Source organism: [Enterobacter] lignolyticus SCF1, assembly GCF_000164865.1.
GTDB classification, from domain to species: domain Bacteria; phylum Pseudomonadota; class Gammaproteobacteria; order Enterobacterales; family Enterobacteriaceae; genus Enterobacter_B; species Enterobacter_B lignolyticus.
In genome coordinates, this window is record NC_014618.1 from 3,130,858 (window position 1) to 3,154,288 (window position 23,431).

Genomic DNA, 23,431 nt, shown 5'->3' on the forward strand with positions numbered 1-23,431 from the left:
GTTATTCAACTATTCTGTAGCGGCGCTGCCAGGCGGCGACGTCGCCAGTGCTGCTGTTGACCTGCAGCTGCGTCACCACCCTGAGCGTCAGGTCATCGGTGGTGGCGCGGCTGTCGACGCGAAAATAGCGGCTGGAAACGCTGACAAACTCCCGGCTTCGCTCCAGATCCTCTTTCTTCACCGGAAGCTGCCGGAGCAGCTGTTCTTCAAAGGCCTGTACGCTTTCCCACCCGGCTTCCGGGCGGGATGCGATCAGCCGCGCGGCCTCATCGTCGCTAAGCACGCCGTCATACACCGCCGCCAGCAGCGGCGCCTGTTCCGGCGCAAGCGTATTGACGTCCACCGCCCCGGTCGTCGCAGGCAGAGCGCACATCAACCGGCTGAGGACCGGCCACGCCGCAGCGGGAAACGCGGGCAGCGCGCGAATCTCGCCGGGCGTACGCATCATCTGATTCGCCGGAAAACGGGCAGGCGTCAGCCCCGCCCACGCTTCGCTTTCCTTGCGCCCGCCGTCGGCGACATCATCAGCGTCAAGATAATCGCGCAGCTGCCCGTAGAGCGTTTGCGCCGTCTGCTCGCTGATGCCCGCCCGGGCGAACAGCGCCTCCACGATCCGCTCTTTTTGCGCTTTCTCCGGGGCCGCGCCGCTCTGCGCAGGTTCTTCAGCCAGCAGGCTGTTAACGTTAAAGCAGGTCTGCGCATCCGTGACGGCACTCTCTACGGTATAAAACTCGCCGCGGGTGATCACCGGATCGCGCCAGTCGCCGTCTGACGCCAGCGACTTGTCCCCCGTCAGGGTTTGCAGCTTCTGCCCAATGACCTTTTCCTGCGCCTGTATCCCCCAGCGCAGCTGCTGCTGGCTGAGCTGATAGCGCGTTTTTTGCAGGCTGCGGCAGAACTGCTGGCTGATGCGCCCGGCAAGCACCGACATCATCACCAGCAGGATCAGCACCACCAGCAGCGCCACGCCGCGCTGACGCGTCTGCGCGTTATTCATGTTTCGCCTCCGGCGCCGCAGGCGGCGCGGCGGACTCCGCGGACGCGTCTTCCGCCTGCCCCGGGGTGACAAACACCCAGCGCCAGGTTTGCCCGTCGTCCAGCGTTAACGACAGCTCCACGCCGTCCGGTATCTGACGGCTGTCTTCCCATGCCGTCCGCCAGGTCTGGTGGAAAAAGCGCCAGCTCACCGTTTTGACCTGTGACAGGACGGGCACCTCCTCCGCCGCGGCGTTTTCCGGACCATCAATGGCGGGCCAGACGTCGCGCCACAGGCGACCGTCGTGCAAACGCCACGCTACCCGCTCGAGCTGCACCGTCCCGCTCACGCCGCTTAGCGTGGTCAGCTCAAGGCGGCCGCCGGCCTGAACAAACGTCGCCGTACCGTTGCGCGGCGCGCGCGCCTGCAGCTGAAAAAAGTCGCGCTGCAGCAGGTTGTAGGCCCGCTGCAGCTGGTTTAAACGGGCGGTATCCGCATCCGTTGCGCGGGTGGACCTCATCGCCCCGTCGAGGATTTGCCACGCCAGCGAACTGATGATGGCGAACACCATCAGGGCGATCATTACCTCAAGCAGGGTGAACCCGCGCTGGCCATCGCGTCGCGTCATGGCATCGCCTCCGGCGGCATCACGCGCAGCGAAACCACCGGCTGGCGGTCATCTCCCTGGGCAAAAACCGCTATCTGGTTAACGGCGCCGACCTTAGCGACATCCACGCGCTGTGCGCGCCACCGCCACGTGCGCCCGCCCATCTCCTCTTCGCCCTCCAGGGCGGCGTCGGGAAAATCGCGTTTCTCCAGCAGCGCCTGGGCAAGCTGGTTCTCCGCAACCCAGCTCGCCTGCAGGGTTTCCCCCAGCCCGTGGGTGTAGCGCACGTTCAGCGACACCGCGTTCATCAGCGCTATCGCCGCGGTGGAAAAGATAGCCAGCGCCACCATCACCTCCAGCAGCGTCATGCCGCGCTGGGCGTTAATGCGCTTAGCCATCGTTTTCCACCGTCACCGGCGCGCTGCCCTGCGACGCCACCCGAAAATGGTGCTGCTTATCGCGGCTCTCGAGCGTGAGGGTAAAGCGCCCGATTTCGCCGTCGGGCAGGAACAGGATCTGCGGGGCGTTCTCCAGCGTGGCCGCCAGCCGCTGCGGTGCCAGCGACACGTGCAGATCGTCAGGAAATGCCCCGCCGGTTGCGATCCGTGCGGCGATTAACGGCGTCCAGCGCGTCATATTATTTTTTAGCTCAGCGCGCACCAGCTGAAACCCTGCGGGCGTAATGACTAATCCCATAATATTGCCATCCATTACCGCGCGGTCAGACCCATATTCCACCAGCGAGGCAAACTGCTGTCCGAAAATATCCGCGCCGCTGCGTGAAGGAAGGGTGGAGATAACCATCATGGCGCTGGCGGCAAAAATAACCACCGCCAGAATGACTTCCAGCAAGGTAAATCCGCGCTGTTTCATTATTTCTCTTTTTTATCGAGAGACCAGTTCGTAATATCATCCGCAGTATTGGCTTCGCCGTCCGGACCGGCGGAAAAGACGTCGACGGCGCCGTGCTCGCCGGGGCTTGCCAGCAGATACTCATTGCCCCACGGGTCCTGCGGCAGGCGGCGAATATAGCCGTCCGCGCGGTAATTTGACGGAATGGGGGAAACCTCCGGCTTAGTGACCAGCGCCTGCAGCCCCTGCTCGGTCGTCGGGTAGCGATGGTTATCGAGCTTATACATATCCAGCGAGCCTTCGAGCGCGACAATATCGCTGACGGCTTTTTGCTTATCGGCCCGTTCCTTATTGCCCATTAAATTTGGCACCACCATACTGGCGAGCACGCCGAGAATAACGATGACCACCATCAGTTCCAGCAGCGTAAAACCTTTTTGCCGCACGGCGCGTTTATTAAGAATGATATTCATAGGTGTATTACCCCACCATGTTATTAAGTTGAAGAATGGGTTGTAAAATAGAGAGCACAATAAACAGCACCACCGTCGCCATGGTGACCACCAGCGCCGGTTCGAATACCGACAGCGTGAGCGTAATGCGGTGCTGTAGCGCCGACTCCTGGTTTTCCGCCGCACGGTCCATCAGCGGGCCAAGCTCTCCGCTCTCTTCGCCGGAGGCGATCATGTACAGCATGGTCGGTGGAAATAGCTTCGTTTGCTCCAGCGAGGCCTGCAGCGAAGCCCCCTGCCGTACGCTGTCCGCCGCCTGAGCCAGCATCTGCCTGGCGTAGCCGTTTTCCAGCCCCTCCATGGCGATATACATGCCGTCGAGCAGCGGTACGCTGCTGGCCTGTAAAATACTGAGCGTACGGATGTAGCGCGCGCTGTTGATAGCCCGCACCAGCTTTTGCAGCGGCGACGCGGTGACCAGCCAGCGGTGCCAGATAAAGCGGTTTTTCGCATGGCGCAGCCAGAATTTCGCGCCGATGCCAAACCCCGCCAGCGCTCCGCCGATATACAGCCCCCAGGCCTGCAGGAAATCGCTGACCGCGATAAGCGTGCGGGTGGTGATCGGCAGCTGCTGCTTCATGTGGGTGAACTGGTCAATCACCTGCGGCACCACCGCCACCAGCAAAATACCGATCACCGCAATCGCGACGACCGTCAGGGTGATGGGATAGACCATCGCCTGGCTGAGCTGGCTTTTCATTTTCTGCCGCTGCTCGTTATAGTCGGCGAGCTTCTCCAGCACCTGGCCCAGCGCCCCGGACTTTTCACCGGCCATCACCAGCGTGCAGTACAGCTTGTCGAAAATACGGGGAAACTGGCCGAACGCCTCGTTAAGCGTGTGGCCCTCCACCACTTTGTCGCGAATATCGCTCACCAGCGCGGAGAGCTTTTTGTCCTCCGACTGCCGGGAGATAGCCTTCAGCGCGCTTTCCAGCGGCAGCGCCGCATTCACCAGCGTGGAAAGCTGGCGGGTGAACAGCGTCAGCGACACTGCGGAAATTTTGACGCTTTTCCCGGCGGGCGCACCTGCCGCCCGCGCGGGCGCAATGGCAAGCGGCTGCAGCTGCTGTTCGCGCAGCATCTGGCGAACCTGCTTCATGCTTTCCGCCTGCAGGGTTCCGCGCCGCTTCTTACCGCCGCCGTCCACGGCGGTCCAGGCAAACCAGGCCATTAGTCGTCTCCCCCGCGTTCTGCGGTGACCCGCATCACTTCCTCAAGCGAGGTCACGCCGCCGACCACCTTCAGCAGACCGTTCTCCCGCAGGCTGTTGGCCTGTTTAAAGAACTGCGCCTCCAGCGCCATCTCATCGACATCTTCATGGATGGCCCGGCGGATTGCGCTGTCGACCACCAGAAACTCATGGATGCCCGCCCGCCCCTGATAGCCGCTCTGGCGGCACTGCTCGCAGCCGACGGCGCGATAAATCGCCTTCGGCGGCGTCGGCATGAAGCCGAACAGCGCGCGCTCGCTGTCGGTAAGGAGGCTTTGCGTCCGGCAGTGCGGACACAGGCGGCGCACCAGCCGCTGGGCGATAACCCCGAGCAGCGACGAGCCTATCAAAAACGGCTCCAGCCCCATGTCGCGTAAGCGCGTAATGGCGCCTGCCGCGCTGTTGGTATGCAGCGTGGACATCACCAGATGTCCGGTGAGCGACGCCTGCACCGCGATCTGCGCCGTTTCGCCGTCGCGAATTTCACCGATCATCACTACGTCCGGATCCTGGCGCAGGATCGCGCGCAGGCCGCGGGCGAAGGTCATGTCGACGCGCGGATTGACCTGCGTCTGCCCGACGCCCTCCAGTTCGTATTCGATGGGATCTTCAACGGTCAGGATATTGCGCTCATGGCCGTTTAACGCCGACAAAATCGCATACAGGGTGGTGCTTTTCCCCGAACCGGTCGGACCGGTGACCAGAATAATGCCGTGGGGACGCGCAATCAGCCCCTTCAGCTGCGCCAGCTCCTCGTCGATAAGCCCCAGCTTGTCGATGTCCGGGCGCAGGTTGCTTTTATCGAGCAGGCGCATAACCACCCGCTCGCCGTACTGCGACGGAATGGTCGACACGCGCACATCAATCGCTTTACGCCCGATACGCAGCGAAATACGGCCATCCTGCGGCAGGCGTTTTTCCGCAATATCCAGCTTCGACATCACCTTGATGCGCGAAACCAGCAGCGGCGCCAGCTTGCGCGCGGGCTGCAGCACCGGGCGCAGCACGCCGTCGACGCGAAAGCGAATGCTCAGCGCGCGCTCAAAGGTTTCGATATGAATATCCGAAGCGCCCTCTTTCACCGCTTCGCCGAGAATGGCGTTGATAAGCCGGATAACCGGCGAGTTTTCGTCGTTATCCAGCAGGTCTTCGTTGTCGGGGATCTCTTCGGTCAGCGCCAGCAGGTCGATATCGGCATCCATATCGTCCACCAGCTGCTGCGACACGCCGCTGCTGTTCTGCCACGCTTTTGCCAGCAGCTCATCAAAGGCCTCCGGGCTCACCACCACCGGCGCGGGGGCCTGCCCCAGCGCCCGGCGAATTTCGAGCAGCGCAAAGGCGGGCGCATCGTCGCGAAGATACACGGTGTTTTCCCACACCAGCACGCCGTGCGTTTTGGCGTAGCCGCTGGCGCACAAATACTGACTCAGCTGGTCCACATTCACCCCCTCTACTTGCCGGTAAACGGGTTACGGGGCGCGACCGGCACGCTCACCGGCGCACTGGCGGATGCCGCCGTGGCGGCGGGCGCCGCGGACCAACCCGGCAACACGGCCTGACCGTCAGGCGCGATAATACCGAGCTTTTTCTCCTCCAGACGCTGCTGCTGCCTGACGCGGATCTGGTCGTAGTGCTCTTTACTGGCCGCGCTGTAGCTGTCGTCATCGCGCAGTACGGTGGTATGGATAAACACCATCAGGTTGCGCTTTGAGGTGTCCTGCGAGGTATAGCGGAACAGCTGGCCCACCAGCGGGATATCCCCCAGCAGCGGCACCTTAGAGACCGACTGTTTGGTGTTGCTTTCAATCAGCCCGCCCAGCACCACGGTCTGCCCGCTGTGGACCATCACCTCGTTATTGATGGTGCGGGTATTAAACGTTGGGCCAAGCGAGGCGTCTTCGGTGGCATTGCTGTCGACGCTTGACACCTCCTGCTCAATCTTCAGATGGATCATGTCGCCATCGTTGATCTGCGGCACAATTTTCAGCTTGGTGCCGACGGTTTTACGCTCAACGGTGTTAAACACGTTATCGCCGCTGGTGGTTTGCGACCCGGAAAGCACCGGCACGTCCTGGCCGACGTTGAACGACGCCTCTTTGTTATCCAGCGTCACCACGCTCGGCGTCGAGAGGATATCGTTTTTACCGTCGGTGGAGAGCGCCGTCATCAGCGCGCCGAAATCGCCGTTGAAGAAGCCGGTCGCCAGGCCGTTAAACCCGATGCCGGTATTCTTGCCATTTTTCACCTGGCCAATCGGTAAACCGGTGGAGGTAAACTGCGTGCCGCCGTGCTGGCTGGTCCACTGCACCCCGACGTCCAGGCCGCTGCCGTCCTGCACCTCGGCGATGATCGCTTCAACCAGCACCTGCGCGCGGCGGATATCCAGCTTATCAATCACCTTTTCCAGCGAGTTCATCACGTTTGGCTGGGCGGTGATCACCAGCGAGTTGGTCGATTCATCCGCCGTAATGCTCAGGTCATTGCCGCTGGGGCTGCTTTTGCCCTTTGGCGCGCCGCTTTTATCCTTCATCTGTTCGCCAATGCCGGTCAGCACCGGCACAATTTTGCTGGCGCTGGCGTACTTCAGGTAAAAGACGCGGGTATTGCCCTGATTATCCTGTTCGCGATCGAGACGGGAGATCAGCTGACGGGTGCGGGTGCGCGCCTCTTCGGTACCGCTGATGACCAGACTGTTGGTCTCCTCATCGGCCACCACTTTGGTCGCCAGCTGCGGCGCGTTCTGCCCCTTCTGCTCTTCGTTGTTGAGGCTGTTCAGCTCTTCCGCCAGCGCTTTCGCGGAGGCATAGCGCAGCGGTACAATTTCCCGCCGCTGCATCCCGACTCTGTCGACGCGCTCGACCAGATCCACCAGCCGGTTTACCACCGACGCTTTACCGGTGAGCAGCAGGACGTTGGAGGGCTCAAAATGCACCACGTTGCCGATGCCGGAGGCGTCATTAAGCTGGCGCAACAGCGGCGCCAGCTCGCGGACCGGCACGTTTTCCATGCGCACCACCCGGGTGATGATCATGTCGCCTTTAGCGTTACTTTTGCCGTCCACCACCGGTACGCCCGCCGTGCGCGCTACGCTTGCGCGCACGACTTTAATCATGCCGTTATCCATGGGGATCACCGACAGCCCGTACAAATCCAGCACGCTCAGGAAGAACTGATAATATTCATCCTCATTCAGCACGTTGTAGGTCCGCACCGAAACCGTTCCCTGCACGGACGGGTCGACAAGAATCGTTTTATTTAAATTACGGCTGACCGTGTCAATAAATTCACGAATATCCGTATTTTTAAAGCTGGCGCTGAAGCTTGCTGACATGACTGAGCCAGAATATAACGAGAGCGCCGTCAGAGCTGCACAAGCCCACGGTAGTTTTTTCATTTCAGTACACTTGTTAATTAGCTAAAACATCAAGCCGAATATTTTTGAGACGATTGTGGCGCCGAACCACAAGCTCTGCGGTTTTCATTTTGCTCCAGCTGGTAATAATGCTGTGCGCCTGCGCCGCCTGCGTCATATCGACCGCATTCACTTTGACCACCACATCGCCTTGCTCAACGCCGCTTCGCGCAAATACCGCCGAGGTGTTGCGCGGATTAATTAAATACCCTTCCAGTCGCCCCTGTTCGCGCAGCGGTTTCAGCACAAAATAATCATTGAGATTAAGCTGAGCCAGGCGGGTATCGGCACGCGGTTTTTCCGGCGGCGACGTGTCGCCGCCTTTGAAATAATCTGGTTTACTGAGCGCCAGCACCTGCGAAACGCCCCGGTAGTTCACCACCACGCCGTCAGCGTTGATCTCGTCAATCCAGGCGTCGTCGTAGCCGGCAAGCGCCTCTCCTTCCCGGTAGCTCTGCTGCTGGGCGCCGGTTTTGATGACGGCGAAAGAGCGCCACGGCTCATCGCTGCGCACAATGCCCTCCACTTCGGCATTCAGCGGCGCGACGGCGTCGGTCACGGCCGGCGTCGCCGATTCGGCGGCGCTGAACAGCGAAAACGACGACGCGTCCTGCCCGGCGGCTGCGGGCTTTGCATCCGTCGCGTCGGCTATCGTCTTCGCCACCTTTTTATAACCTTTATAAGCAACGTACCCCTGCTGCCCGCCGATAATGAGCAATATAAACAAAATACAGGGCGCAACGAGCCGGGAGTAAAGCGGCATCCGCATGGTGAATAAACCTTACCGTAGTTGTAAATTTCCGCGCTTTCTAAAAAGAAGACCAATGATTTGGCAAAATAATAAAGGGGCGGTATTCACTGAACCAGGCATGCTGACATTAACTTTGATGCAAAAAAGAATTGACCCGACATCAGCCTTATGCCTCCCGGACCCTGAGAATATTTTTACTCAAGGCGTCGATTGTTTCCGCCGCGCGCACTTCGTACTCTTGCGAAGGAAAACACAATCCCTCTCGGTTTTCTCATCATGTAAATATTCGCGCCGGTGAAATATATCGACACCGGCAGTGCTAACGTACGGTAGATGAAATAGCGGCTTTACTATGTATCTGAATCATTTTCATTTCGACGCGCATCCCTTTCAGCGGGTCACGGCGCCCGATGGTCATTTTCTGGTGGATTACCACCGGGATGTTTTTGCACTGCTGGCGGAAAAATCTCGCCGCGCCGGGATTATCGCGCTCGTTTCCGACGATGAGCCGCTGCTCGCGGCCTTCAGCGCGATGCTCGCGCGCCAGCACGCGGACAGCCTGACCCTCGGCGCCTTCCCTCACCTGAGCGCGGAGGCGCTACTGCATAAGCTCAACGGCGGCCCGGCGGAAGGGAAATCGCTTCTGCACGGCATCGATACGGTGCTCCAGCGCTGGAGGAAAACGTCCGGAAAGCTGCTTATCATCAACGCCGTGCAGCAGGCGCGGGCAAAATGCGGCCCGCTGCTCGGTATGCTGCTGATGCGCGCCGAAGAGCTGGACATTCCCCTGACCGTGATGCTCACCGGCACGCCGGACGAGACGCGGTGCTTTCTGCGGGAGGCGGGATTGCCGCCGCGGGTACATACCCAGCATCAGCTGCGCCCGCTGACGGGCCGCGAATGCCAGCGCTACTGGCTGGCGCAGCTGGCGGCGCACGGTGCGGACGCCAGGCCCTTTTCCCCGGCCCGTATCCGTCAAGCGTATCGCCTGACGCGGGGTAATATCACCGCCATGAACAGCATCGCCCATCTGGCGCTGCTGGCCGCCTGGACCGAGCGTGCGTCGCAGGTCAGCGCCCGCCATCTGCGGCTGGCGGCAGGCGAAGTGCTGCCCCGCCCGCGCCCGCTTAAACGCCGGATAGCGATCGCCACGGCCGCCGTGCTGACCTGCGCGACGGCGGGGTGGCTTTATTGTGCAACGCTGACCGCCCGATTACCGTTCTCGCTACCGCAGCCCGCCCGCTGGGCCACGGCCGCCATCCCCAAAGCGCCACCCGCCGTCCCGGACATGGGCAGCGACGTAATCAGCCAGCCGGATGCCATGCATCAGCTGTATAAAATGTGGGGATACGATGCCTCTGCCGATGAGGCGCTGTGCCAGAACGCCTCGCGCGTCGCCCTGATGTGCAAGACGGGCAGCGCCACGCTGGCGGCCCTGCAGGCGGAGGGATACCCCTGGGTCGCGGAGCTGAAAACCGGCAGCCGCATGAACTATGCGGTCGTCGCGCGCGTGGGCCAGAATTCGCTGGATCTGCTGCTCAATAACCGCACCTGGCAGGTGACCCGCCAGTGGTACCAGCAGCACGCTACCGGTCGCTACACCCTGCTGCATCGCCTGACGCCGGAAGGGAAAGAGGCCATCTCCGCCGCCAGCGGCAGCAAAGACATCCGCTGGCTTGACGACGCGCTGGGCCAGGCGCTGGGTAAACCGCCCACGCAGTCCACGCGCTGGACCGCCGAGCTGATGCAGCGCACCCGCGATTTCCAGAGCAAGGCCGGAATCGGCGTTGACGGTATTGCCGGTGAAGAAACCCTGATTCAACTGATGCGTAGCGTAAATATGACGCCCTCGGTCGTCATACCCGCCGCAGAGACCGCCACGCCAGCAAAAGGAAAAGCCGCATAATGTCGACTATCTGTCTGGCCGCACAGCGCAGCTATGCCTGCGATGAGGCCGTTTATTTTACCTGGCGGCTGCCGTCATGGCAGGCGCTGTTTACCCGCCTGCTGGTATGGCTGGCCTGCGCGTCGGCGCTTCTGGCGGGCGGCGTGTATGCTCATCTTTACTGGCAATACCGTCACCCCGCGCCGACTGCCGCCGTTAAAGCCAAAAACAACGGCGGCGCGCAGCTGTCGGATATGCATTATGTCTATGTCGCTAAACCCTTTCCGCCGTTAAACGCGCCGCAGGCTGACAACTCCACCCGCGAAAACGATAGCGACTGGACGCATACGCCTGACGGCGACCTGGCGACAAAAGCGCTGCCTGACATGCAGGACGCAAATGAGGCTTCCGGGCAGGAACCGTCGTTGAGAGCGCGCTTTATGCAGGCGCTGAAAGAACAGCAGCAGGAGTACTCACAGGGAAAAATACCGCCGCCCCCTGAGCAGGGCGATGCTGTCGATGAGAATAAATCCCATGGCTATCAGGATGGCTAAGTGTCCTTCGTTACCGTTCAGGACACTTAAGCGCCACAGCCACACCCGTTAATACTTAACCGGTAATGAGTTAATTTTTATTAAGCGGCCCTTATCGACTTCGATATAGTGCCCCCTTTTCAGGTCGGAGAGGATTTTAACAATGGTGCTGCGCGCCAGGCTGGTGTATTCCTGAATGTAGTCATAAATATTAATTTCACGCTGATGGTTAATAATCATATCGTTAATTTCCAGCAGAAATTCGCGAATCACGTCGTACGCGCTGCGGGCCACCAGAATATCGTCGCGCTTATTAAAAATCAGTAAATACCAGGCCAGGATCTTCGTCATTTGCGGCCAGGCGCTTGCCTGCGTCAATAAGGTCATGAACTCTGTCTTTTTGACCATCCGGACAACAATGTTGCTTTTGGCAACACCATAGATATGGCCGACATCGTAAAACAGGCTGGTCACGCCAAAAATAAACTGATTTCTGGCGCTGAACAGGCAAAGGTCGTCACAGAGACGGCGGTACTCAAACTCACCGCTGATAATGACATAAATATACTCGGAATTAACATAGTTTAAACGCTGCCATTTTTTGATGTTTTTCTCAGGAAAGCCGTTCGTCAATGAGATCAGATAATCAATTTCTTCGGCTGGCTTCAGTTTATTTCTGTAAATGCTTAACATTATACCACCTTTTAAAACCATAAAAATGAGTTGGAGTGAAATGGGCAAAAATGAAAATACTCGATGATGCTACTTTCACCGGGAGCCGTTTTCTTGCCAGAAATGAGAATATTGGGAGTATTTTTATTTAAGAATTATCTTAACAACGAAGCACATGTTAAATCAGGGCAGTTTATAGTCAATTAAGAAAAAATTAATTCATCATATACTTTTGTTAAAACCAATAGATTTCACAAATATATCGATAGCGGGTAACAACAAGCGGCCTGCGGCCTACCCCTGCCCGTATTTCTCCAGCAGTGCTTCGGCAATGGCCTGGGTTTGCGCATCGGCAACGCCGTCCCAGCGCTCGGGGCGGAAATGCATCTGAAACGCCATGATGACCCGCTGCTGCTGCGCGGGCGTCATACCCGGCGGCACCTCATAGCCATAGCGGGCGAGAAGATCGAGCAGCGATGCCGTATCGACCGGCGCGGAGGGCGCACGTCCGCCCAGATAAAACGCCACGCGAGCGGGGTCCGGCCACGCGCCGATGCCCTGGCGCGCCAGCGTCTGCCAGGGGAACAGCGGGCCGGGATCGTCCTTGCGCTGCGGCGCGATGTCGGCATGGGCGACAACGTTTTGCGGCGCAATGCGGTAGCGGGCGATGATGTCCTTCGCCAGCGGGATCAGCGCATCAATCTGCGCGGGCGCAAACGGCGCGAAGCTTTTCGCGCCTGCGGTCTTCTGCCAGCCGCGGTTTTCCAGCTCAATGCCGATAGAGGTGTCGTTAATACGGGTCGCGCCGCGCCAGAAGCTGACGCCGGCATGCCAGGCGAGTTCGTCCTCCGCCACCAGCTGCCAGATACGGGGTTTGCCGTGATGCACCGGCGGGGCTTCGGGGATCAGGTAATGGGCGCTGACCTGGCGGTCGGTTAAGGTCGCCAGCGACGCGTCAAAATCTCCCGCCGTATAGTGAATGACGAGGATTTTAATGCGCGGGAAGGCTGCCTGCGCGGGGTGGCGGGTGTCCAGCTGATAACCGTCTTTATCGACGATCCCTTTCTCGCTGGCGCACCCGGCGAGCAGCAGCGCGAGCAGCAGCAGCGCCTTTTTCATCGGCGTACTTTTACCGCCGTGCCGCTGACGCTCACCATCAGCATGCTGCTGTCTTTACCGACCGTTTCGTAGTCGATATCGATTCCGACGACCGCATCGGCGCCCAGCGCTTTCGCCTGCTCGCCCAGCTCCTGAAAAGCGATTTCCCGCGCTTTACGCAGCTCTTTTTCATATGCGCCGGAACGCCCGCCGACGATATCGCGAATACCGGCAAAAAAATCACGGAAAATATTGGCGCCAAGGATAGCTTCCCCGGTCACAACGCCGCAGTATTCCACAATGGTCTGCCCTTCCAGGGTTGGAGTGGTAGAGAATTGCATACTATTTCTCCTTCAATGCCTTAGCTCTGTTAATCAAACACACAATTGTAGCAATACGCTATGCTTGAAAACACTAAATACCGTAGTCCGTTTATAAGGAAATCACCATGCGCTACTCCGTTGCAGCCCTTCTTGTTCCGTGCGCGCTGGTCCTCAGCGCCTGCACCACCGTCACGCCCGCGTTTAAAGATATCGGCACCCGCAGCGGTCCTTGCATCGAGGGCGGCCCGGACACGGTGGCGCAGAAATTTTATGATTACCGCATTCAGCAGCGTAACAGCGATCTCGCCGCGCTGCGCCCGTATCTGAGCGACTCGCTGGCAAAACTGCTTAACGACACCAGCCGCGATCCGAACAAACGCGCCCTGCTGCAGACCGATCCGTTCTCCAGCCGCACGACGCTGCCGGACAGCGCGGACGTCGCCAGCGCGTCAACCATCCCGAATACCGACGCCCGCAACATTCCGCTGCGCGTCTCCCTGAAGCAGGGGACGCAGAGCTGGCAGGATGAAGTGCTGATGATCCGCGAAGGCCAGTGCTGGGCCGTGGATGACGTACGCTACCTCGGCGGCAGCGTCCACGCGCCGGCCGGTACGCTGCGCCAGTCGCTGGAACAGCGCTAAAGTAGTAACCCCGCTAAAATGTCTGGCATTCCGCTGCGGATGCCGACATTTGTCTTGCCCGCCCTCAACCACCGCTATTTTGTGCTAACTTTAAGAGTAAACATGGTTTACATTTAAGTTTTAACGCATAAATATTGCATAACTATTCTGTCAACGTTACTATTTGCGGCCTCAATAGCTATCAGTATCAGATTATCCGGATGAGTATCAGACTAAACGGCATTAACTGCTTCTATGGCGCACACCAGGCGCTGTTCGACATCACGCTTGACTGCCCGCAGGGCGAGACGCTGGTGCTTCTTGGCCCAAGCGGCGCGGGGAAAAGCTCTCTGCTGCGCGTGCTTAACCTGCTGGAGATGCCGCGTTCAGGAACGCTCTCAATCGCCGGGAATCAATTCGACTTTGCCAGGACGCCGTCTGATAAAGCCATTCGCGACCTGCGCCAGAACGTCGGCATGGTGTTCCAGCAGTACAATCTGTGGCCGCACCTGACCGTACAGCAAAACCTGATTGAGGCGCCCTGCCGCGTGCTGGGCCTGTCCAAAGACCAGGCGCTGGCCCGCGCGGAAAAACTGCTTGAGCGTCTGCGCCTCAAACCCTATAGCGACCGCTATCCGCTGCACCTTTCCGGCGGCCAGCAGCAGCGTGTGGCGATTGCCCGCGCGCTGATGATGGAGCCGCAGGTGCTGTTGTTTGACGAGCCGACCGCCGCGCTGGACCCTGAAATCACCGCGCAGATAGTCAGCATCATCCGCGAACTGGCGGAAACCAACATTACTCAGGTGATCGTCACCCATGAAGTGGAAGTGGCGCGTAAAACCGCCAGCCGTGTGGTGTATATGGAAAACGGTCACATCATTGAGCAAGGGGATGCGGGCTGCTTTACCGCGCCGCAGACCGAAGCGTTTAAACACTATCTTTCACACTGACACCCGGGACAATGACAATGAAAAAAGTTCTGATTGCCGCGCTGCTTGCAAGCGTCAGCCTTTCTGCCACAGCAGCAGAAACCATTCGTTTCGCGACCGAAGCGTCTTACCCTCCGTTTGAGTCCATGGACGCGAGCAACAAGATTGTTGGTTTCGATGTCGACCTGGCGAACGCGCTGTGTAAAGAGATCGACGCAACCTGCACCTTCACCAACCAGGCCTTCGACAGCCTGATCCCGAGCCTGAAATTCCGCCGTATCGACGCGGTGATGGCCGGTATGGACATCACGCCGGAGCGTGAAAAGCAGGTGCTGTTTTCTAAGCCGTACTACGATAACTCAGCGCTGTTTATCGGCCAGAAAGGTAAGTACGCCACCATCGATCAGCTGAAAGGCAAAAAAGTCGGCGTGCAGAACGGGACAACCCACCAGAAATTCATTACCGATAAGCACCCGGAAATCACCACCGTCCCTTACGACAGCTATCAGAACGCCAAACTTGACCTGCAAAACGGCCGTATCGACGCCGTGTTCGGCGACACCGCCGTGGTCACCGAATGGCTGAAGTCTAACGATAAGCTGGCGTCGGTTGGCGATAAGGTAACGGATAAAGATTACTTCGGCACCGGCCTCGGCATCGCCGTACGTCAGGGCAACACCGAGCTGCAGCAGAAATTCAACGCCGCGCTGGATAAAGTTAAACAGGATGGGACGTATCAGACCATCTACAACAAATGGTTCCAGAAGTAATTCTTGATGAACGAAATGTTTCCATTAGCAAGCGCCGCCGGGATGACCGTCGGCCTTGCCGTTTGTGCGCTGGTCATCGGGCTGGTATTAGCGATGATCTTTGCGGTCTGGGAGTCAGCGAAATGGCGTCCTGTCGCATGGATCGGCTCAGCCTGGGTGACTATTCTGCGCGGATTACCGGAAATTCTGGTGGTCCTGTTTATCTATTTCGGCTCGTCGCAGCTGCTGTTACTGCTGTCCGACGGGTTTACTCTTAACCTGGGCATCGTCAAGATCCCGGTTCAGATGCAAATTGAAAACTTCGACGTCAGCCCCTTCCTGTGCGGCGTGATCGCGCTGTCCCTGCTCTACTCCGCCTACGCTTCGCAGACCCTGCGCGGCGCGCTGAAGGCGGTGCCGATCGGGCAGTGGGAATCCGGCCAGGCGCTGGGCCTGTCGAAAAGCGCGATTTTCTTCCGTCTGGTGATGCCGCAGATGTGGCGTCATGCGCTGCCGGGGCTGGGCAACCAGTGGCTGGTGCTGCTGAAGGATACCGCGCTGGTTTCGCTTATCAGCGTCAACGACCTGATGCTGCAGACCAAAAGTATCGCCACCCGTACCCAGGAGCCGTTTACCTGGTACATTGTGGCGGCGGCTATCTACCTGGTGATTACTTTGCTCAGTCAGTACATCCTCAAACGCATTGACCTGCGCGCGACCCGCTTTGAACGGAGACCAGGCTGATGCTTGAGTATTTACCCGAACTGATGAAAGGGCTGCACACCAGCCTGACGCTGACCGTCGCGTCTATCGTGGTGGCGCTGATCCTGGCGCTGATCTTCACCATCATCCTGACGCTGAAAACGCCGGTGCTGGTGTGGATCGTTCGCGGCTACATTACGCTGTTCACCGGGACGCCGCTGCTGGTGCAGATCTTCCTGATCTACTACGGCCCGGGGCAGTTTCCGTCGCTGCAGGAGTATCCGGTGCTGTGGCACCTGCTGTCCGAGCCGTGGCTGTGCGCGATGATTGCGCTGTCGCTGAACAGCGCGGCCTATACCACGCAGCTGTTCTACGGGGCTATCCGCGCAATCCCCGACGGACAGTGGCAGTCCTGCGGCGCGCTGGGGATGAGCAAAAAGGATACGCTCGCTATCCTGCTGCCCTACGCCTTCAAGCGCGCGCTGTCGTCGTACTCTAACGAAGTGGTGCTGGTATTTAAGAGCACCTCTCTGGCTTACACCATTACCCTGATGGAAGTGATGGGCCACGGCCAGCTGCTGTACGGACGCACCTATGATGTGATGGTGTTTGGCGCCGCCGGGGTGATTTACCTCATCGTCAACGGTCTGCTGACGCTGCTGATGCGCCTGATTGAGCGCAAAGCGCTGGCCTTCGAACGCCGCAACTAGTCTGCATAAAATATCACCACCAGGCGGATAACTATTTAGTTATCCGCCTTTTTTATTAATATTAAAAAAATAATTATCCATTTATATTGCATATAAATTCATTTGATGGCATTGTTCGTTTCATGCCTCAGACACGGCACAACATCATAAGAATGAACACAGGAGTTCAACGATGAAAAAAGTCATTCTGGCCGCACTGCTTGCTTCCTTTGCCGTCGGCGCCAGCGCAGCGGAGAAAATTAACTTCGGCGTTTCCGCTACCTACCCGCCGTTTGAATCCATGGATGCCAGTAACCAAATTGTCGGCTTCGATATCGATCTGGCGAAAGCGTTATGCAAACAGATGCAGGCCGACTGCACCTTTACCAACCACGCCTTTGACAGCCTGATCCCGTCGCTGAAATTTAAAAAGTATGACGCGGTCATTTCCGGTATGGACATTACCCCGGAGCGGAGCAAGCAGGTATCGTTTACCGACCCGTACTACGCCAACTCCGCGCTGGTGATTGCCAAAAAAGGGGAATTCAAATCGTTTGATGACCTGAAGGGCAAACGCATCGGAATGGAAAACGGCACCACGCACCAGAAATACCTGCAGGACAAACATCCTGAGGTGAAAACCGTGGCCTATGACAGCTACCAGAACGCGATTATCGACCTGAAAAACGGCCGTATTGACGGCGTATTCGGCGATACCGCCGTGGTCAACGAGTGGCTGAAAACCAACCCGCAGCTCGGCACCGCCACGCCGAAAGTGACCGATCCGCAGTACTTCGGCACCGGTCTTGGCATCGCGGTACGTCCGGATAACCAGGCGCTGCTGGCACAGCTTAACAACGCGCTGAAGGCCATCAAAGCCGACGGCACCTATAAGAAAATCAGCGACCAGTGGTTCCCTGAGTGACGGCTCAGCACTAACCGCAAGGCCAGCCATCGCGCTGGCCTTTATTTTTTCCGAATTATCAGCCCCACGCCGCTACTATCCCCATAATGGGTATAGTATACTTCCTTTTAATCGGGAAGATATGCCTATGGACGCGGTGTTTGTCGAGATGCCCCCTTTTGAGCGGCATCGTGCTTACTATCTTAGTGATGAGTCATTTGGTGAATTGCAGCAACTGCTGATGATCAATCCGCTTGCGGGCGATGTGATTAAGCATACGGGCGGCCTCAGAAAATTGCGCTTTGTCGATATCAAACGCGGCAAAGGTCAAAGAGGCGGACTTCGCGTTATCTATTACTGGTGGCAGAGCAAATGGCAGTTCCTGCTGTTTACCCTCTATAACAAAAATGAGATGGTCGATCTGACCCAGACCCAATGTGAGATACTTCATCAAATGCTGGAACAACGAATCCGGGGGGAATAATGAGCCGGGATCTTTTTACTGAGCTTACCGAAGGAATGCACGCCTGGCAGGAGTCCAATGAAGGTAAGCGTACCCTGAAAACACATCGTCTGGCGACGCAGGATATTCTGCTAACAGCGGAAGATATCAGAGGCATCCGCCGCCGTCTGAATCTTTCACAGGCGTTGTTTGCGCGCTATCTGCATACCGCGCTGAAAACCTATCAGAACTGGGAACAGGGCGTCGCGAGACCGAACAAGCAGGCTATGCTGCTGCTGCGCATTGTGGAAAAACAACCTGCGGCGCTGCATCTGCTTGCCACTCTGAGCTAAGCCAGCATCATAACGGCACAAAAAAGCGGAAGCAGGCGCCGGACGCGGCGTCCATCAGGCGGATACCGCCGCCGTGCAGCTCCAGCATCCGGCGTACAATAAGCAGCCCAAGGCCGCCCCGCGCCTCGCGCGACGCCTTCTGGCTGAGCGCGGACGGCCGCTGGAACAGCTGCTCGCGCATCGCCGCCTCCACGCCCGGCCCGCTGTCGGCCACCTCTACCTGCAGCTGCGTATTTTCCTGCCAGACCCTGAGCCGGATGGTGCCGCCCTGCGGCGTATGGCGCACGGCGTTATCCAGCAGGTTCGTCACCACGCGCTCAATCATTGAGACGTCGGCATTGATAAGCGGCAGAGAGTGCGGCATATCGACCTGCAGATGCAGCTGCCGGGTTTCTATCGTCAGGTCGAATTTCTGCGCCACGTCCTGTATCAGCTCGCCGATGGCAAAACGCTCCAGCTGCGGCTTGATGCCGCCGTGCTCAAGCCGCGCCAGCTCAAAAAGCTGCTGGGACAAGTGCCGCACCTTATGCCCCTGACGCAGGGCAATCGCCAGATACTGACGGTTATCCTCCGGCGACAGCGTCTCCGCCTTCATCGACAGCGTTTCCAGATACCCGAGCAGCGACGTCAGCGGCGTGCGCAGATCGTGCGAGATGTTGGCAATAAACTCGCGGCGCTGGCGGTCGCTGTCGGCCAGCTGATCCCACTGGCAGGCGATTTTACGCGCCAGCTCGATAAAGGTATTGCGCAGTACCGCCACCTCATTGCCGGGCTGCGGTTCCGGCGGCTGCAGCGCCAGCTGTTTAATCGCGCTGATGCTGTCCTGCTCAAGCCCGCTGACGTCGGCCGTCAGCTGTTTTACCGGACGCGTGACCCAGAACCAGACCAGCATGCCTGCCAGCAGGCCAAACAGCGCCACCAGCAGCAGCGTCCAGAGCAGCGCGCTCCACAGCGCCTTTTGCCACGCCGCGTCGGCCAGCGCGTTTAGCTCCTCGCCCTGCAAAATGATATACAGATACCCGCGCAGCTCGCCGTCGAGGCGAATAGGCGCCACGCTGAACACTTTTTGCTTATCCAGGCTCCTGGGGTCGTCGCCGTACACCGGCCAGACGCTGCCGGCGAGAAACGTTTGCAGCGGCGCAATGTCGACGCGCTGGCGTTTCAGGTGCCCCGGCGGCGCGGCATCGGCCAGCAGCTGGCCCTCCGGCGATATCAGGTACAGCTCCACGCTGGGATTCAGGGTCATCAGCCGGTCGAACAACGTTTTTAGCGTCTGGCGATTCACCTGCCCGCCGCCGTCCAGCAGCGGCTCGCTGCGAACTATCTGCTGAGCCAGCCCGGCGGACAAGCGCTGCACCATCGCATTCCCGTACTGGCTGCTGCTGTAGAGCTGCACGCCGCAGGCGGCCGCCGCGCAAAGCAGAAGAATGGCGGTAAACACCAGCGTCAGCCGCTGGCTGAGGGTAAGGCGGCGGATCATGGCTGCGCCTCCGGTTTCTCGACGGCAAATTTATAGCCTTTGCCCCAGACGGTGAGGATGACCTCCGGCTCGGCGGCATCGCGCTCGATTTTAGTCCGCAGGCGGTTGATATGCGTATTCACCGTATGCTCGTACCCTTCGTGCTGATAGCCCCAGACGTTGTCCAGCAGCGACAGGCGGGAAAACACCTCGCCGGGATGACGGGCGAACCAGTAAAGCAGGTCAAACTCGCGCGGCGTAAGATCGACCAGCTCGCCGCGCAGACGCACTTCGCGCGCCAGCGGGTCGATAGCCAGGCCGTGGCAGCTAATCATGCCGCCTTCCAGACGGATGTTCTGCCCCATCGCCTCCTGGCGGCGAAACAGCGCTTTGACGCGGGCAATGAGCTCCAGCACGGAAAACGGCTTCGGCAGGTAGTCGTCCGCCCCCATCTCCAGCCCCAGCACCCGGTGGGTTTCGCTGGTGCGGGCGCTGATGATGATCACCGGCAGATAGCGCGCCATCTGACGAATGCGGCGACAAATCTCGAGACCGTCGACGTGGGGCAGCATCAGGTCGAGGATCACCGCGTCCCAGACCTGCTTATCGAGTAACGCCAGCGCCCGGGCGCCGTCCGCCTCATGGACAATCTTGTACCCCTCATCCTGCAGATTCAGCCGCAGCAGGGTGGCGATATCGCGATCGTCTTCCACCAGCAGTATTTTCTTTGCGTTATTCATAGCGAGTTACCCACGAAGTCTTTACCAAAAGCTTACCGCAGGCTGGCGCGGCAAGTTATCACATTTTATTTAAACTTCCGTGAGGATGTGGTGACCATAAAGCCGCCATGATGCGCTCATGCCATTCACGGAGAGCGCGCCATGCAACCATCACATTCAGAACCGGTACACCCGCTGTGGCTGCGCTGCTGCCACTGGGTTAATGTCGTGGCCATTGCGGGCATGCTGTTCAGCGGCTGGCGCATTTATAACGCCTCTCCCCTGTTCCCCTTTTCTTTTCCGGCGTCGCTGACCCTCGGCGGCTGGCTCGGCGGCGCGCTGCAGTGGCATTTCGCCATGATGTGGGTGCTGGTTATCAACGGCGCGGTCTATTTCTCACTGGGGTTGGTCAGCGGGCGCTTTCGGCGCAAATTCTTTCCGCTGTCGCTGGGCCAGCTGAAAGAAGACCTCTCCCAGGCGCTGCGCGGCAAGCTTCAGCATGCCGACCTGCGCCATTACAACATGGTGCAAAAAATCGCCTATCTGCTGGTTCTTCTCGACGGCGTCGGCCTGGTGCTGTCAGGCCTGGTGCTGTGGAAATCCGTCCAGTTTCCGCTGCTGCGCACGCTGCTCGGCGGCTATGAGGCGGCGCGTTATATCCATTTTTTCTGCATGAGCGCCATGGCGCTGTTTATCGTCATTCACCTGCTGATGGTGCTGCTGGTGCCACGTACGCTGCTGGCTATGCTGCGCGGCCGCTAAGGAACTGATAATGAAAAAAACCCGTATTCTCTCCGACAGCGATGCGCATTATCTGGTGAAGGATGCCGAAAAACTGCTGAGCCCGGATCGCCGCCGCCTGCTGCGTCAGGGGCTGACCCTCGGCGGCATTATGATGCTGACCGGCTGCGACATCAGCGATAACGCCGATGTGGAAAACGTCCTGTCGCGAATGTCGCGCTTTAATGACCGGGTACAGGGTTTCCTGTTCAGCGACCGCAATCTGGCGCCGGAATATACCGCCGCCGAAATTACCCGCCCCTTTCCCTTCAACGCCTTTTACGGGCCTGCGGATATCCCGCAGGTGGATGGACGCGACTACCGGCTGGAGATCCGCGGGCTGGTGCGTGACACCCGCCGCTGGAGCCTGCCCGAGCTGTACCGCATGCAGCAGGTGAGCCAGATAACCCGCCATATCTGCGTTGAAGGCTGGAGCGCCATAGGCAAATGGGGCGGCGTGCCGTTTCGCCACTTTTTGACGCTGATCGGCGCCGATATGCGCGCGAAGTACGTCAGCTTCCGCTGTGCGGACGAGTACTACACCAGCATTGATATGGCCACCGCGCTGCATCCGCAGACGCTGCTGGCGCTGACGTGGGATAACCAGATCCTTCCTCCGGAATATGGCTATCCCATGAAATTACGCATCCCGACCAAGCTGGGGTACAAAAATCCCAAGCATATTCAGGTCATTGAAATCACCAATCGTTTCCCGGGCGGTTACTGGGAAGATCAGGGTTACAACTGGTTTGGTGGCAGTTAACACAACAACGTAAACGACGAGGCAATACCATGAAAAAGATGATCATCGCGGCCGCTGTGCTTTCAGCGCTGTTTATGGCCAACGTCCAGGCGGCGGACTCCATGAGCAAAGACAGTATGGCGAAAGACACCATGTCTAAGCCGCACGATAAAATGTGCAAGGACAGCAAAGACGGCATGTGCAAAGACACCATGAGTAAGGATCATATGGGGAAAGACAAAATGGGCAAAATGGACAATATGAAAAAGGATGAGATGGGCAAAAAAGACGCCATGAGCCAGTAATACGTCACGGCTGCCGGGGCGCTACTGGTCGTCCCGGCACGCTGCATCAGCGTTCCCTGACCAGAAGCGTTAACACCTCATAATGCGCGGTATGCGGAAACATATCGAACAGCTGCACACGTTCAATCCGGTAATGCGGCAGGCGGGCGATATCCTTCGCCATCGACTGCGCGTTGCAGCTCGAATAGACGATATAGTCCGGCGCCATCCGATCCAGATACGCGCAAAGCGCTTCGCCGATGCCGCGACGCGGCGGGTTCACCAGCACCAGCCCGGGCGCCTCGCCCTGCCCGACGGCAAACTGCGTGGAGTCGAGCGCCTGAAAGCGCAGGTTGGTGAGCCCAAGCTCCGCCGCCGACTGCTTCGCGCAGGCGATAGCTTCCGGCGCGATTTCAATGCCGGTCAGCGTCATTGCAGGCGTTGCGCAGTGCAGGCCAAACCCTCCGACGCCGCAGAACAGATCCCACATATGCGTTACCGGAAGGCCGCGCACCCAGTCGCGAGCGGTGGCATACAGGCTGGTGGCAACGGTCGGGTTAGTCTGAAAGAAGCTCTGCGGGCGGATCCACAGCGGTACGCCGTTAAAGTTTTCCGCCAGCGCCTGCGCCCCGGTCAGAAAGATCTCTTCGTCGCCTTCCATAATGGCCATATGCACCGGCTGGATATTCACGGAAATAACCTTCAGCTGCGGCAGCTGCTGCTGCAGCCACGGCAGCGCGGCGCGAAGCTGCTCAAGCTTGCCGGTCGAACGCAGCACAAAGCGCAGCATCATGCCGCCGTCGAGCTGGCTTTCGGTCAACAGCAGGTATTTGAGCTCGCCGCGCCTGCGGGCAACATTGTACGGCGTCAGTCCGGCGCGGGCGATGAACGGCTTCAGGACGGCGAAGACCGCCGCAAACGCGGGCGGGTACAGCGGGCAGTGGGTCAGATCTTCCGGGGTGCCGTCACGGCGCAGCATCCCGAGCAGCGGTTTCTCCACGCTGCCGCTGACCACCATTTTGGCCTTATTGCGAAAGCCCTGCTCCGGGCCGCTCACCGGCGCGTGCCACTCCTGAACCGGCAGGTCAGACAGCAGCGCCTGCAGGTCGGACATTTTGGCTAAGAGCTGTTGCGAAACCGGTTGTTCAATCCACTGACAGGAGCGGCAACGACCGGCGTCATAGAGTGCGCACTGCATACAAAGACCTTCAGAATTCCAGGGGCGGGG

Annotated in this window: 28 protein-coding genes; 13 read left to right on the forward strand and 15 right to left on the reverse strand. The window is 58.9% G+C overall.

All coding sequences use genetic code 11. The features are described from left to right. Position 1 precedes the first annotated feature (1 nt). Genes gspK through gspC form a run of 9 tightly spaced genes read right to left on the reverse strand, consistent with a single transcriptional unit; the run spans position 2 to position 8,338 of the window. Positions 2-997, reverse strand: coding sequence for a type II secretion system minor pseudopilin GspK (gene gspK / locus ENTCL_RS14560; protein WP_013366907.1), 996 nt, complete (start codon positions 995-997; stop codon positions 2-4). Further along, positions 990-1,604, reverse strand: a complete 615-nt coding sequence (locus ENTCL_RS14565) for a type II secretion system protein GspJ (protein ID WP_013366908.1) — start codon at positions 1,602-1,604, stop codon at positions 990-992. The genes gspK and ENTCL_RS14565 overlap by 8 nt, the downstream gene beginning before the upstream one ends. Beyond that, on the reverse strand, positions 1,601-1,981 hold the full coding sequence (gene gspI, locus ENTCL_RS14570; RefSeq protein WP_013366909.1) for a type II secretion system minor pseudopilin GspI: 381 nt from the start codon (positions 1,979-1,981) through the stop codon (positions 1,601-1,603). Before gspI ends, ENTCL_RS14565 begins: the two co-directional genes overlap by 4 nt. Next, the gene (gene gspH, locus ENTCL_RS14575; protein WP_157865598.1) at positions 1,974-2,459 is read right to left on the reverse strand and encodes a type II secretion system minor pseudopilin GspH; all 486 of its coding nucleotides are present in this window, start codon (positions 2,457-2,459) and stop codon (positions 1,974-1,976) included. The genes gspI and gspH overlap by 8 nt, the downstream gene beginning before the upstream one ends. Then, positions 2,456-2,908, reverse strand: a complete 453-nt coding sequence (gene gspG, locus ENTCL_RS14580) for a type II secretion system major pseudopilin GspG (protein ID WP_013366911.1) — start codon at positions 2,906-2,908, stop codon at positions 2,456-2,458. The genes gspH and gspG overlap by 4 nt, the downstream gene beginning before the upstream one ends. A 7-nt stretch (positions 2,909-2,915) precedes the next feature. Continuing rightward, the gene (gene gspF / locus ENTCL_RS14585; protein ID WP_013366912.1) at positions 2,916-4,118 is read right to left on the reverse strand and encodes a type II secretion system inner membrane protein GspF; all 1,203 of its coding nucleotides are present in this window, start codon (positions 4,116-4,118) and stop codon (positions 2,916-2,918) included. Beyond that, positions 4,118-5,596, reverse strand: coding sequence for a type II secretion system ATPase GspE (gene gspE / locus ENTCL_RS14590; RefSeq protein ID WP_013366913.1), 1,479 nt, complete (start codon positions 5,594-5,596; stop codon positions 4,118-4,120). Before gspE ends, gspF begins: the two co-directional genes overlap by 1 nt. 11 nt (positions 5,597-5,607) lie before the next feature. Then, complete coding sequence (gene gspD / locus ENTCL_RS14595; RefSeq protein ID WP_013366914.1) at positions 5,608-7,551, reverse strand: type II secretion system secretin GspD; 1,944 nt, start codon at positions 7,549-7,551, stop codon at positions 5,608-5,610. A 13-nt stretch (positions 7,552-7,564) separates the two neighbouring features. Then, positions 7,565-8,338: a type II secretion system protein GspC gene (gene gspC, locus ENTCL_RS14600; RefSeq protein ID WP_013366915.1), complete on the reverse strand. Its 774-nt coding sequence runs from the start codon at positions 8,336-8,338 to the stop codon at positions 7,565-7,567. A 334-nt stretch (positions 8,339-8,672) separates the two neighbouring features. Here gspC and ENTCL_RS14605 point away from each other — a divergent pair, with 334 nt between their 5' ends. Both ENTCL_RS14605 and ENTCL_RS14610 read left to right on the forward strand, forming a co-directional pair. Next, a complete protein-coding gene (locus tag ENTCL_RS14605; RefSeq protein ID WP_013366916.1) occupies positions 8,673-10,226 on the forward strand; it encodes an ExeA family protein in 1,554 nt (517 codons plus the stop codon). Further along, positions 10,226-10,759, forward strand: a complete 534-nt coding sequence (locus ENTCL_RS14610; RefSeq protein WP_013366917.1) for a hypothetical protein — start codon at positions 10,226-10,228, stop codon at positions 10,757-10,759. Before ENTCL_RS14605 ends, ENTCL_RS14610 begins: the two co-directional genes overlap by 1 nt. A gap of 48 nt (positions 10,760-10,807) precedes the next feature. On the opposite strand, the gene ENTCL_RS14615 is transcribed toward ENTCL_RS14610, so the two are convergent. The 3 genes from ENTCL_RS14615 to ENTCL_RS14625 all read right to left on the reverse strand — a co-directional run bounded on the left by ENTCL_RS14615 (position 10,808) and on the right by ENTCL_RS14625 (position 12,849). Next, entirely contained in the window at positions 10,808-11,431 is a 624-nt protein-coding gene (locus tag ENTCL_RS14615) for a helix-turn-helix domain-containing protein (protein ID WP_013366918.1), read from the reverse strand. A gap of 273 nt (positions 11,432-11,704) precedes the next feature. Continuing rightward, a complete protein-coding gene (locus tag ENTCL_RS14620) occupies positions 11,705-12,529 on the reverse strand; it encodes an N-acetylmuramoyl-L-alanine amidase (RefSeq protein WP_013366919.1) in 825 nt (274 codons plus the stop codon). Next, on the reverse strand, positions 12,526-12,849 hold the full coding sequence (locus tag ENTCL_RS14625) for a heavy metal-binding domain-containing protein (protein WP_013366920.1): 324 nt from the start codon (positions 12,847-12,849) through the stop codon (positions 12,526-12,528). Before ENTCL_RS14625 ends, ENTCL_RS14620 begins: the two co-directional genes overlap by 4 nt. Before the next feature lie 107 nt (positions 12,850-12,956). Here ENTCL_RS14625 and ENTCL_RS14630 point away from each other — a divergent pair, with 107 nt between their 5' ends. The 8 genes from ENTCL_RS14630 (at position 12,957) to ENTCL_RS14665 (ending at position 18,219) form a co-directional block, all read left to right on the forward strand. Beyond that, on the forward strand, positions 12,957-13,472 hold the full coding sequence (locus ENTCL_RS14630; protein WP_013366921.1) for a lipoprotein: 516 nt from the start codon (positions 12,957-12,959) through the stop codon (positions 13,470-13,472). 200 nt (positions 13,473-13,672) lie between these two features. Next, positions 13,673-14,401, forward strand: coding sequence for an arginine ABC transporter ATP-binding protein ArtP (artP, locus tag ENTCL_RS14635; protein WP_013366922.1), 729 nt, complete (start codon positions 13,673-13,675; stop codon positions 14,399-14,401). Between the two features lie 17 nt (positions 14,402-14,418). Then, the gene (gene artI, locus ENTCL_RS14640; protein WP_013366923.1) at positions 14,419-15,150 is read left to right on the forward strand and encodes an arginine ABC transporter substrate-binding protein ArtI; all 732 of its coding nucleotides are present in this window, start codon (positions 14,419-14,421) and stop codon (positions 15,148-15,150) included. Between the two features lie 6 nt (positions 15,151-15,156). After that, complete coding sequence (gene artQ, locus ENTCL_RS14645) at positions 15,157-15,873, forward strand: arginine ABC transporter permease ArtQ (protein ID WP_013366924.1); 717 nt, start codon at positions 15,157-15,159, stop codon at positions 15,871-15,873. Next, positions 15,873-16,541 (forward strand): arginine ABC transporter permease ArtM, encoded by a 669-nt coding sequence (artM, locus tag ENTCL_RS14650; protein ID WP_013366925.1) that lies wholly within the window; start codon positions 15,873-15,875, stop codon positions 16,539-16,541. Before artQ ends, artM begins: the two co-directional genes overlap by 1 nt. A gap of 172 nt (positions 16,542-16,713) precedes the next feature. Then, positions 16,714-17,445, forward strand: coding sequence for an arginine ABC transporter substrate-binding protein ArtJ (gene artJ, locus ENTCL_RS14655; protein ID WP_013366926.1), 732 nt, complete (start codon positions 16,714-16,716; stop codon positions 17,443-17,445). A 127-nt stretch (positions 17,446-17,572) separates the two neighbouring features. Continuing rightward, on the forward strand, positions 17,573-17,908 hold the full coding sequence (locus ENTCL_RS14660) for a hypothetical protein (RefSeq protein ID WP_013366927.1): 336 nt from the start codon (positions 17,573-17,575) through the stop codon (positions 17,906-17,908). Further along, complete coding sequence (locus ENTCL_RS14665) at positions 17,908-18,219, forward strand: helix-turn-helix domain-containing protein (protein WP_013366928.1); 312 nt, start codon at positions 17,908-17,910, stop codon at positions 18,217-18,219. Before ENTCL_RS14660 ends, ENTCL_RS14665 begins: the two co-directional genes overlap by 1 nt. A 7-nt stretch (positions 18,220-18,226) precedes the next feature. Here the strand turns inward: ENTCL_RS14665 and ENTCL_RS14670 are convergent, their stop codons facing one another. Together ENTCL_RS14670 and ENTCL_RS14675 are read right to left on the reverse strand one after the other, a co-directional pair. Next, a complete protein-coding gene (locus ENTCL_RS14670) occupies positions 18,227-19,699 on the reverse strand; it encodes a sensor histidine kinase (protein ID WP_013366929.1) in 1,473 nt (490 codons plus the stop codon). Further along, positions 19,696-20,418, reverse strand: coding sequence for a response regulator transcription factor (locus ENTCL_RS14675; RefSeq protein ID WP_013366930.1), 723 nt, complete (start codon positions 20,416-20,418; stop codon positions 19,696-19,698). Before ENTCL_RS14675 ends, ENTCL_RS14670 begins: the two co-directional genes overlap by 4 nt. 141 nt (positions 20,419-20,559) lie before the next feature. Here ENTCL_RS14675 and ENTCL_RS14680 point away from each other — a divergent pair, with 141 nt between their 5' ends. Genes ENTCL_RS14680 through ENTCL_RS14690 form a run of 3 tightly spaced genes read left to right on the forward strand, consistent with a single transcriptional unit; the run spans position 20,560 to position 22,224 of the window. Next, the gene (locus ENTCL_RS14680) at positions 20,560-21,159 is read left to right on the forward strand and encodes a cytochrome b/b6 domain-containing protein (protein ID WP_013366931.1); all 600 of its coding nucleotides are present in this window, start codon (positions 20,560-20,562) and stop codon (positions 21,157-21,159) included. A gap of 10 nt (positions 21,160-21,169) precedes the next feature. Beyond that, on the forward strand, positions 21,170-21,940 hold the full coding sequence (locus ENTCL_RS14685) for a molybdopterin-dependent oxidoreductase (protein ID WP_013366932.1): 771 nt from the start codon (positions 21,170-21,172) through the stop codon (positions 21,938-21,940). Between the two features lie 29 nt (positions 21,941-21,969). Then, a complete protein-coding gene (locus ENTCL_RS14690) occupies positions 21,970-22,224 on the forward strand; it encodes a hypothetical protein (protein ID WP_013366933.1) in 255 nt (84 codons plus the stop codon). Positions 22,225-22,270: 46 nt separating this feature from the next. Here ENTCL_RS14690 and rlmC read toward each other — a convergent pair whose 3' ends face one another. Next, a complete protein-coding gene (gene rlmC, locus ENTCL_RS14695) occupies positions 22,271-23,401 on the reverse strand; it encodes a 23S rRNA (uracil(747)-C(5))-methyltransferase RlmC (RefSeq protein ID WP_013366934.1) in 1,131 nt (376 codons plus the stop codon). Positions 23,402-23,431 lie beyond the last annotated feature (30 nt).